Origin of the sequence: Ottowia sp. (assembly GCF_047601385.1) — a bacterium.
In the GTDB taxonomy this organism is placed as follows: Bacteria; Pseudomonadota; Gammaproteobacteria; order Burkholderiales; family Burkholderiaceae_C; genus Ottowia.
Genome location: NZ_JASGJP010000001.1, coordinates 2,075,541 through 2,084,708, shown reverse-complemented (window position 1 = coordinate 2,084,708; position 9,168 = coordinate 2,075,541). Strand labels below are relative to the sequence as shown.

Here is a 9,168-nt window from a genome sequence, read left to right as displayed (position 1 = left end):
CCGTTATTTAGAAGACCACGAAGAGACAAATGCCATGGAAGAATTCCTCACCGCCCATTTCTGGGTCGCCGTCGGCCAGATCATCCTGATCGACATTCTCCTGGGCGGCGACAACGCCGTGGTGATCGCCCTCGCGTGCCGCCGCCTGCCGCCGGATCAGCGCACCAAGGGCATCATCTGGGGCACGGTGGGGGCGATCGTCCTGCGGGTCATCCTGATCGCCTTCGCGCTGGCCCTGTTGCAGATCCCGTTCCTCAAGCTGGTCGGGGCGCTGCTGCTGGTCTGGATCGGCGTCAAGCTGATCGCGCCGGACGACGAGGGCGATCACGGCAACATTCAGGGCAGCGACAGGCTCTGGGGCGCCGTCAAGACCGTGATCATCGCCGACCTGGTGATGAGCGTGGACAACGTCATCGCCATCGCCGGCGCGGCGCAGGGTGCTGGCGAGCAGCACCAGCTGGCGCTGGTGATCTTCGGCCTGCTGGTCAGCATTCCCATCATCGTGTGGGGCAGCCAACTGGTGCTCAAGCTGATGGACCGCTTCCCCCTCATCATCACCCTGGGCGGCATGCTGCTGGGCTGGATCGCCGGCACCATGGCGCACTCCGACCCGGCGCTGGTGGCCTACATCCCGCAGGACAAGACCGTTCACTACGCCATGGGCGTGGCGGGTGCGCTGCTGGTGCTGGCCATCGGCAAATGGGTGCAGGGCCGGCGCGGCGCGCCGGCGGCCGACGCTTGACGCGCCCGCCCGGCGCGCAAGTGCGAACCCTCGGCAAGTCGGCACCACGGCACCAGGCGGCAGGTCAGGATGGAGCTTGAGTTCAGCGCCCTGACCGACGTTGGCCGGCTGCGCGCCAACAACGAGGACGCCGTCGTGGTGATGCCGGACCACGGCCTGGTGGTGCTGGCCGACGGCATGGGGGGCTACAACGCCGGCGAAGTGGCCAGTGCCCTGGCGGTGAACCTGATCTCCAGCGAACTGGCGCGCTGGCTGGACCAGGCGGCACACCTGGCCAGCGCGCGAGACGTGCGGCGCGCCATGGAAATCTGCGTCGACAACGCCAACCGCGAGATCTTCGACACCGCCAACACCAACGAGGCCTGCTCCGGCATGGGCACCACCCTGGTCATGGCGGTGGCGCACGGTGCCACGCTGGTGGTCGGGCACGTGGGCGATTCGCGCGCCTACCGCTGGCGCGCCGGCGCGCTGGTGCAGCTCACGCGCGACCACTCGCTGTTGCAGGAGCAGATCGACATCGGCCTGATCACGCCCGAGGAGGCTGCCGCCTCCGCCAACCGCAACCTGGTCACGCGGGCGCTGGGCGTCGAGGACACGGTTCTGCTGGACGCGCAGGAAGTTCCCATGGAGCCGGGCGACGTGTACCTGCTGTGCTCCGACGGCTTGAACGACATGGTGACCGACGATGGGATTGCCGCCGTGCTGGAAAGCCACGCGCCGTTGGACAACCTGGCCCGCCGCCTGGTCGATGCGGCCAACGAGGCCGGCGGCCGGGACAATGTGTCCGTCGTGTTGATACGGGCCGCCGAAACGCCGAAAAAGTCCGGGGTTCTTTCGAAATTGCTGAGAAAATAAGCGCCGGCCGAAATGACGCCACGTTATCTTGTGCGAGCTTCTGCCCGCCAGTCACGGCCACACCACAGAAAGCGCTAATCGGGAGTTCGTTCATGCCCAGGTTGATCGTTTCGATCGACGGAGTCGTCGTCAAGGAAGTCCAGCTCACAAGGGACCGCTCGACCATTGGGCGGCGCCCCTACAACGACATCGTCATCGACAATCTCGCCGTCAGCGGCGAACACGCGGTGATCCACCTGGCCGGCGGCCAGGCCACGCTGGAGGACCTGGGCAGCACCAACGGCACCTACGTCAACGGCAAGGCGATCAAGAAGCAGGTGCTGGTCCATGACGACACCGTCGAAGTCGGCAAGTACAAGCTGAAGTTCCTCGAAAGCGACGGCAACTCCGCGCCCATGGCGCTGGCCAACGGCGCCGCCGCGCCCATGGTGCCCGAAGGCGCGCCGACCGAACCGGCCCCCGTGCAGTCCGAAGGCCCCCGCGTGCGCGTGCTCAGCGGCGTCGCCGCCGGCCGCGAAATGATGCTGACCAAGGTGGTCACCACCCTCGGAAAGCCCGGGCACTCGGTGGCCTCCATCATCCGCAAGCCACACGGCTTCGACCTGTCGCACGTCGAAGGCGAGCCGGTGGCCACCGTCAACGGCGTCTCGGTCGATGGCGGTCCGATCCTGCTGAAGAACCGCGACCAGATCGAGCTCGGCGGCATCCGGCTGGAGTTCGTCGAGCACTGACCGCCCGCCTCGGCGGGCATCGGCACCATGCCCAGGCGGATTTTCCGGCGCCACCGCAAGCGCACCCTGGCCATCCTCGCGCTGGTGCTGCTGGCGCTGCTGCACGCCTGCGGCCTGTGGCCGCTGCCCGCGCTCTCGGCGCTGGACGACGCGCTGTACGACCTGCGCCTGCGCCTGACCATGCCGCGCACGCTCGACGAGCGCGTGGTGATCATCGACGTCGACGAGCGCAGCCTGGCCCACCTGGGCCAGTGGCCGTGGCCGCGCGACCGCGTCGCCCAACTGGTGACCGAGCTCACACAGCGCCAGCGCGTCGCCGCGCTGGGGCTGGACGCCGTGTTCGCCGAGCCCGACCGCAGCTCCGCGCTGCCGCAGCTCGAACGGCTGGCGCGCGAAGACCTGCGCGGCGATGCCGCCTTCACCGAATGGCTGGCGCGCCACGGCGAGCGCTTCGACCACGAAGCCGCGCTGGCCGCCGCGCTGGCCCAGGGCCCCACGGTGCTGGGCTACTACTTCACCAGCGACCGCGACGCGCGCCGCGCCGGGCAGCTGCCGCAGCCGTCCGCGCCGCTGGATGCCTTGCCGCCCGGCATGATCTACAGCGACGGCTACGGCGCCAACGTCCCCGCGCTGATGGCGGCGGGGCAGCGCGCCGGCTTCTTCAACGCGCACGCCGACCCCGACGGCCGGATTCGGGCCGCCCCCCTCCTGGCCGCATTCGAGGGCGGCCTGTACGAATCGCTCGCGCTGGCCACGCTGCGCGCCGGCCTGGGCGGCCCGCCCCTGTGGGTGCAGCGCGTGGACGGGCGCGCCGACGCGCCGCTGCGCGCGGTCGGCCTGGGCGGCGGCGTGCGCGCCGCCATCGACGCCCGCGGCACGGCGCTGGTGCCGTACCGCGGCGAGGGCGGCCCACGCGGCGGCTCGTTCCGCTACGTCTCGGCCATCGACCTGCTCGACGGCCAGCTCCCCGCCGGCAGCCTGCAGGGCCGCTATGCGCTGCTCGGCTTCACCACCCCCGCGCTCATGGACCTGCGCGCCACCCCGGTCGGCGAGGCCTACCCCGGCGTGGAAGTGCACGCCAACCTCATCTCCGGCCTGCTGGACGGCCGCATTCCCATCCGGCCCCACGAGGCCCGTACCTACGACGTGCTGCTGCTGCTGCTGGTCGGCGCGGTGCTGGTCATCGGGCTGCCCCTGCTGCCGGTGGCGGGCGCGCTGGCGCTGGGCCTGGCGACGGCGGCGGCCGTGGCGGCGGTCAACACCGCGCTGTTCCTCGGCGCCGGCCTGGTGCTGCCGCTGGCCACGGCGCTGGTGCTCACGCTGGCCGCGCTGGCGGTGAACATGGCGCTGGGCTACTTCGCCGAGAGCCGGGCCAAGCGCGAGCTGGCCAGCCAGTTCGCCACCTACGTGCCGCCCGAGCTGGTGCGCCAGATGGTGCGCAACCCCGAGCGCTACACCATGCAGGCGCGCGCCGAGGAGCTGACGGTGATGTTCTGCGACCTGCGCGGCTTCACCACCCTGTCCGAAACCATGGAGCCGCTGGCTCTGCAGGGCCTGCTGAACGACGTGCTCAGCCGCCTCACCCACGTCATCCGCGCGCACGGCGGCACCATCGACAAGTACATCGGCGACTGCGTCATGGCCTTCTGGGGCGCGCCCGTGCCCATGGCCGACCACGCCAGCCGGGCCGCCCTGGCCGCCTTCGACATGTGCGCCGCCCTGGCGCAATTCAACGCCGAGCGCGCCGCCGCCGGCCAGCCCCGGGTGGAAGCCGGCATCGGCCTGAACACCGGCCTGGTGTCCGTCGGCAACATGGGCTCCGACGTGCGCCGCGCCTACACCGTCATCGGCGACGCCGTGAACCTGGCCGCGCGGCTGGAAGGGCTCTCGCGCGTGTACGACGTGGGCATCGTCGCCAGCGAGGCCACCGTCCGCCAGGCCGCCGCGGCCGGCCTGGCCTGGCAGGAGCTCGACCGCGTGCGCGTCAAGGGCCGCACCCAGGCCGTGTGCATCCACACCGTCCGTGCCGGCCCCGGCGGCCTGACGCCCGAGCTGGCCCAGGAGCTCGATCTGTGGCGGCAGGCGCTGCCCCTGTGGCGTGCCGGCCGATTCACCGAATTCCAATCGAAGGTAAGCAAATTGCACGATCAAAGCGTCAACTATTCCCTTTACCGGCTTTACGCCCAGCGGGTAGCCTCATGTCTTCGTCATCCGCCCGGCCCGCAGTGGGACGGCACGGCGTTGTTCGATGCCAAATAACCAACCAAACAGGCCAGGGGAAGCGCGATGAAGGTGCGCGTGCTGGGCTGCTCCGGCGCCATTGCCCGGGACAGCAGGACCACCTCGTTCCTGGTGGACGACGACGTCCTGATCGACGCCGGCACCGGCGTGGGCGACCTCACGCGCGACGAAATGCTGCGCATCGACGACGTCTTCCTCACCCACGCCCACCTCGACCACATCGCCTGCCTGCCGCTGATGGTGGACACCACCGCCAGCGCCCGCACCGGGCGCCCGCTGCGCGTGCACGCGCTGCCGGCCACCCTCCACGCCCTGCGCCAGCACGTCTTCAACGACGTCATCTGGCCCGACTTCTCGCGCCTGCCCTCCGCCGTCGCGCCGCTGATCACCTTCCACCCCCTCCAGGTCGGCGACCTGCGCCCCATCGGCCACCGCGTCATCGAGGTGCTGCCCGCCGAGCATTCCGTGCCCGCCGTCGGCTACGCCGCGCGCCGCGCCGACCAGGCCGGCGCGCCGTGGTGGGTGTTCAGCGGCGACACCGAGCGCAACCCCGCCTTCTGGCGCCGCGTCAACCAGATGGACGTGGCCGCGCTGGTCATCGAAACCGCCTTCAGCAACCGCGAGCGCGAACTCGCCAAGCTGGCCCGCCACCTGTCCCCCGACGTGCTGGCCGAAGAGCTGGACCACATCGACCCCGCGCGCCGCTACCCCATCTACATCACCCACACCAAGCCCGCCGAGACCGAAACCATCATGCGCGAGATCGCCCAGTTCGACCGCGTGCGCCCCCCGCGCCACGAAGTCGTGCACGACATCCGCTGGCTGAGCGCCAGCCATGTGTTCGAGCTGTAGGCGTGCAGATGGATCAAGAGCCAAATTGGCCCGCAGCGGCCATCAGGCAAGCGCCAGCAGCTATTGAAATATGAGCGCCCTGGGGTGGATGCCCACCGGCTGCATTTGTGCTCCTGTCATCCTCCAGCAGGCGGGCACGACTTTATCCTTGCTTTCCCGTCTCGGAATAAATTATCTCGACGAAGATAATTTGCAGTAAACCAACCGTGTCGCCTGGCAGCACACATAGGTCTGCGCGCTGTTGGCCTTCTGGTTGATCAGCGCGTAGCGTTGCAGAAACTGGTTCAGCGCCGGCCGGCCGCAGTCGAAGGCATCGACCTGGTTCGCGGCACCGAGTTTGTGAATGGGCAAATACGCCGGCGACGCGCCGCCGCTCAACCCAGCACCCCGGGCTCGCGCAGCAGCTTCTTCAGGCGCGGCTTGGTCTGCACCGGGCGGTCCAGCGCTTCTTGAAACGCTTGCCATTGCGCCTCGTCCAGACTGAAATGGCGGCGGTCGGCCAGCGCTTGCGCCGCCGCCGTCACCCCAGCGTCGAGCAGAAATTCGCTGACGTTTTGTGCACGGCGCGCGCGGCCTCCTGCAGTAGCTGCTTGACGGCGCCGCTGGTGCGCACGTCGATGCGCTCGGTTCTCAGGTGCGCGTGCCGGAGGCCATGAGCCCGTTCCATGACGCCAGCGCGGCCCTGCCGCTGGATTGACCAATTAGACCCAAAAAGATGTAATCAACTCATGCGTCGCATCCACTTTGAAGGAGCCTTTTCATGAGCACTGCTCTAGACCCTCGCATTTCCGAGTTCGAGACGCAAGAACAGGCCGACAGCTATGACCGCTGGTTTCGCGCCAAGGTACAGGAAGCCATCGACAGCAAGAAGCCGCGCATCCCGCACGACCAGGTGATGGCGGAAATGCGGGCCGTCATCGAACAGCACGCTCCGAAGAAGGCTGCGGCCTGATGCTGTCCATCGTCTGGACAGATGAAGCGCGCGTTGACTTGCTGGAAATCGTCAGCTATGTAGCCGAGCGCAACCCGGCGGCAGCGGTGCAACTGGGCCGCACCATCGAAGAAAGCGTCTGGCCGTTGCCTGCGCATCCCTATCTGTCCGGCCTGGCCGGATGCCTGGCACGCGCGAAATCGTGGCCCACAGAAATTACATCGTCGTGTATCGTGTGGAGCTGACCTCCATTGAGGTGCTGCGCGTGCTGCACGTCCGCCAGGAGTACCCCTGACCCGACTGCGAACATCGACGGCATCCAGATTGAAGAAAGCATGGGCAACGCCTATGCCGCTGACCTGGGGTTGCCTGACGCCGAGGAAATGCTGGTCAAGTCCCAGCTTTCCATGCGAAGACATGCGCCAGGTGGACGTGCGCGCCAACGGCAACGAACACATCTTTTCCCCGTGGGGCAGACCTGGGACAGCTTCTTTCTGAACGGCCCTTCCGTCAGCGACGACTTCCTGCCCCAGCGCGCCGGGCAGGCCGCTGCGGAGCGAGAGCCTTTGTGATGCTGCGTTAGTCCGTCAGGCGTCAGCACATCCACCGGCACGCCAAGCAGCTTCTCCAGCTTGTAGCCAATGGCGCCAATGTCGAACAGCGTCGTCTCTGGCGTGGGGTCGATCAGGATGTCGAGGTCGCTGTCTTCCACGTCTTCGCCACGCAGCACCGATCCGAACACCCGGGCGTTGCGGCCACGGTGCGCCTCCACCACGACGCGAATCGCCGCGCGGTTGGCCTCCAGAACCTGGGATGGCTTCATACCTTCACTCCATGACAAGACCCGATTTCATGATAGCGGCAACGCTTTGCAGCCTGCAACGCGACAGGAGCATCAGCCGCCACACAGGCCCCGGCCATTCCCGCGCAGGCAGGAATCCAGAGCGTTTGCAGGGTGCGCTGAATCCTTGTCTGCGCCGGAGCGGTGAAAGCCGTTGACCCACCAAACATGGCTTCAGCGCCCGTTCATCAAGCGCCGACAGCTATGCTTTTTGAAGTGACGCGGGTTTTGTCTTGCCCCTGGCCAGTGCCGCCCCCCGCCGTGCCGGCCGCCTGACAAAACTTGTCCCCGTGGCCGCCAAATTCCCGGGGTGACAGGTTTCGTCACCTCCTGGGGCCCGCGAAGGCGACACAAATTGTCACGGCCGGCCCCTGGCACGGCCGAAAGCGTGACCTAGCGCACGAATCGCGGCCCCTCGGGCCACTGGCACACCCGGTGCAAACAGTAAGGGCGTGCGGCGACGCACCAAGCGTAGTGTCTCCAAGGCATCAACCACTTATCACTGAGGAAATTGAAATGAAAAAGCTCCAAAAAGGTTTCACCCTGATCGAACTGATGATCGTCGTGGCCATCATCGGTATTCTGGCTGCTGTCGCGCTGCCGGCTTATCAGGACTACACCACCCGTTCTAAAGTCAGCGAAGTTCTGCTGATGGCTTCTCCGGCGAAACTCGCCGTGTCCGAAACGGCTTCCTCGCTGGGCAGCCTGGGTGCGGTAACGGCTGCTAACAGCGGCTATACGTTCCCTGGGGCTACCCAGTATGTCAGCGGCATCACCATTACCGATGCTACGGGTGTTGTGACTGCTACTTCTACGGTTCCCAATGCGACTGGTGACCTTCTGCTGACTCCTACGGAGATTCAGAACAATAACCAACCCACCGGGCAGCTGACGTGGGTCTGCTCGTCGGCGGCCATCAATGCCAAATATCTGCCGGCAAACTGCCGCTAATTTCTAATTCTAGAAATATAAGGGGGCTTGGGCCCCCTTTTTGTGCTCGTGTCGGGGAATGAGGTTAGATCGCGGCTTGCTTTTTAATCAGATGGCATTGAGGCTTTACGCCGGAAGCGTCGAACAGGGAGGCAGGGATATTTGACCTCATGTGTTGCTTTATTGGTATATGACTCCTGTCGCTCACTCACTGCCCCTTCGCGGGGCACGCCTACGCTTCGCGACGTGCTATGCCTTGCGTCATTTGGTTCTATGCGTCGCGGTGGCGCTGGTTTCCGCCGCCGTCGTATTCGGCTTGTTGTATCCGGCTCCTTATCGCGCCATGTTGGGCGTGGGGCCGATTTTTTTGATGGTGCTGGCGGTGGACGTGGCCTGCGGGCCACTGCTGACGCTGATCGTCGCCAGCCCGAAGAAGTCGCGGCGCGAGCGCTGGCTGGACTTTGGCTTGATCGGGTTCATTCAGGTGCTGGCCTTGTTGTATGGTTGCCATAGCGTTTGGGTGGCGCGGCCGGCGGTGCTGGCGTTCGAGGTGGATCGATTGGTCGTGGCGACCGCCAATGAGATCGAGCCCGCCGACCTCGCCAAGGCACCGGAAGATTTGCAGCGTCTGCCTTGGTGGGGCGTATTGAAGGCGGGTACGCGCCGGGCGGCCAACAGCACGGAACTTATGGATAGCGTCGACCGCGGTCTCGCCGGTATTTCGCTGGCTCGGCAGCCGGATTGGTGGACGCCCTGGCAACAGGCGACCGAAGGCATGGCGGCGCGCGCCAAGCCGGTGGCCGAACTGCTGGCGCGCCGCCCGGCCGATGCAGAGGTTTTACAGAGCGCGATACGGGCCAGCGGCCTGCCCGCTGCCGACCTGCGCTACCTGCCGCTCACCAGCAGCAAGACGCTGGACTGGATTGCCTTGCTGGACGGCCAGATGAACCTGGTGGGATATGCGCCGGTGGATGGCTTCTGATTGCAAGCCAAATCGGCCTCCAGCGCCCGCGCAGCAAGCGCAGTCAGCTATAAAAATAGAAGA

The 9,168-nt window shown here is 66.6% G+C and carries 13 protein-coding genes; 10 read left to right on the top strand and 3 right to left on the bottom strand.

Going from position 1 to position 9,168, the window contains the following annotated elements; translation table 11 throughout:
* Positions 1–34 precede the first annotated feature (34 nt).
* The 5 genes from QM772_RS10180 to QM772_RS10160 all read left to right on the top strand — a co-directional run bounded on the left by QM772_RS10180 (position 35) and on the right by QM772_RS10160 (position 5,421).
* Positions 35–742, top strand: a complete 708-nt coding sequence (locus QM772_RS10180; RefSeq protein ID WP_415136060.1) for a TerC family protein — start codon at positions 35–37, stop codon at positions 740–742.
* Positions 743–811: 69 nt separating this feature from the next.
* Complete coding sequence (locus QM772_RS10175; protein ID WP_415136058.1) at positions 812–1,597, top strand: Stp1/IreP family PP2C-type Ser/Thr phosphatase; 786 nt, start codon at positions 812–814, stop codon at positions 1,595–1,597.
* Between the two features lie 92 nt (positions 1,598–1,689).
* Positions 1,690–2,328 (top strand): FHA domain-containing protein, encoded by a 639-nt coding sequence (locus tag QM772_RS10170; protein WP_415136056.1) that lies wholly within the window; start codon positions 1,690–1,692, stop codon positions 2,326–2,328.
* A 27-nt stretch (positions 2,329–2,355) separates the two neighbouring features.
* Positions 2,356–4,587 carry a CHASE2 domain-containing protein gene (locus QM772_RS10165; RefSeq protein WP_415136054.1) on the top strand — a complete coding sequence of 744 codons (2,232 nt, stop codon included), beginning with the start codon at positions 2,356–2,358 and terminating at the stop codon, positions 4,585–4,587.
* A 27-nt stretch (positions 4,588–4,614) separates the two neighbouring features.
* On the top strand, positions 4,615–5,421 hold the full coding sequence (locus QM772_RS10160) for an MBL fold metallo-hydrolase (protein ID WP_415136052.1): 807 nt from the start codon (positions 4,615–4,617) through the stop codon (positions 5,419–5,421).
* Positions 5,422–5,795: 374 nt separating this feature from the next.
* Here QM772_RS10160 and QM772_RS10155 read toward each other — a convergent pair whose 3' ends face one another.
* Positions 5,796–5,960 carry a DUF1778 domain-containing protein gene (locus QM772_RS10155; protein ID WP_415139546.1) on the bottom strand — a complete coding sequence of 55 codons (165 nt, stop codon included), beginning with the start codon at positions 5,958–5,960 and terminating at the stop codon, positions 5,796–5,798.
* Positions 5,942–6,088, bottom strand: coding sequence for a DUF1778 domain-containing protein (locus tag QM772_RS10150; RefSeq protein WP_415139665.1), 147 nt, complete (start codon positions 6,086–6,088; stop codon positions 5,942–5,944). Before QM772_RS10150 ends, QM772_RS10155 begins: the two co-directional genes overlap by 19 nt.
* A 93-nt stretch (positions 6,089–6,181) precedes the next feature.
* Between QM772_RS10150 and QM772_RS10145 the strand changes: the two genes are divergently transcribed.
* The 3 genes from QM772_RS10145 to QM772_RS10135 are packed head-to-tail and all read left to right on the top strand — an operon-like array spanning position 6,182 to position 6,647.
* Entirely contained in the window at positions 6,182–6,373 is a 192-nt protein-coding gene (locus QM772_RS10145) for a stability determinant (RefSeq protein WP_415136050.1), read from the top strand.
* Positions 6,373–6,597, top strand: coding sequence for a type II toxin-antitoxin system RelE/ParE family toxin (locus tag QM772_RS10140; protein ID WP_415136048.1), 225 nt, complete (start codon positions 6,373–6,375; stop codon positions 6,595–6,597). Before QM772_RS10145 ends, QM772_RS10140 begins: the two co-directional genes overlap by 1 nt.
* Positions 6,555–6,647, top strand: a complete 93-nt coding sequence (locus QM772_RS10135) for a hypothetical protein (RefSeq protein ID WP_415136046.1) — start codon at positions 6,555–6,557, stop codon at positions 6,645–6,647. Before QM772_RS10140 ends, QM772_RS10135 begins: the two co-directional genes overlap by 43 nt.
* Positions 6,648–6,698: 51 nt before the next feature.
* Here the strand turns inward: QM772_RS10135 and QM772_RS10130 are convergent, their stop codons facing one another.
* Positions 6,699–7,175: a nucleotidyltransferase family protein gene (locus QM772_RS10130; protein ID WP_415136044.1), complete on the bottom strand. Its 477-nt coding sequence runs from the start codon at positions 7,173–7,175 to the stop codon at positions 6,699–6,701.
* Between the two features lie 534 nt (positions 7,176–7,709).
* Between QM772_RS10130 and QM772_RS10125 the strand changes: the two genes are divergently transcribed.
* Both QM772_RS10125 and QM772_RS10120 read left to right on the top strand, forming a co-directional pair.
* The gene (locus QM772_RS10125) at positions 7,710–8,144 is read left to right on the top strand and encodes a pilin (protein ID WP_415136042.1); all 435 of its coding nucleotides are present in this window, start codon (positions 7,710–7,712) and stop codon (positions 8,142–8,144) included.
* Positions 8,145–8,406: 262 nt separating this feature from the next.
* Positions 8,407–9,105 (top strand): hypothetical protein, encoded by a 699-nt coding sequence (locus tag QM772_RS10120; RefSeq protein ID WP_415136040.1) that lies wholly within the window; start codon positions 8,407–8,409, stop codon positions 9,103–9,105.
* Positions 9,106–9,168 lie beyond the last annotated feature (63 nt).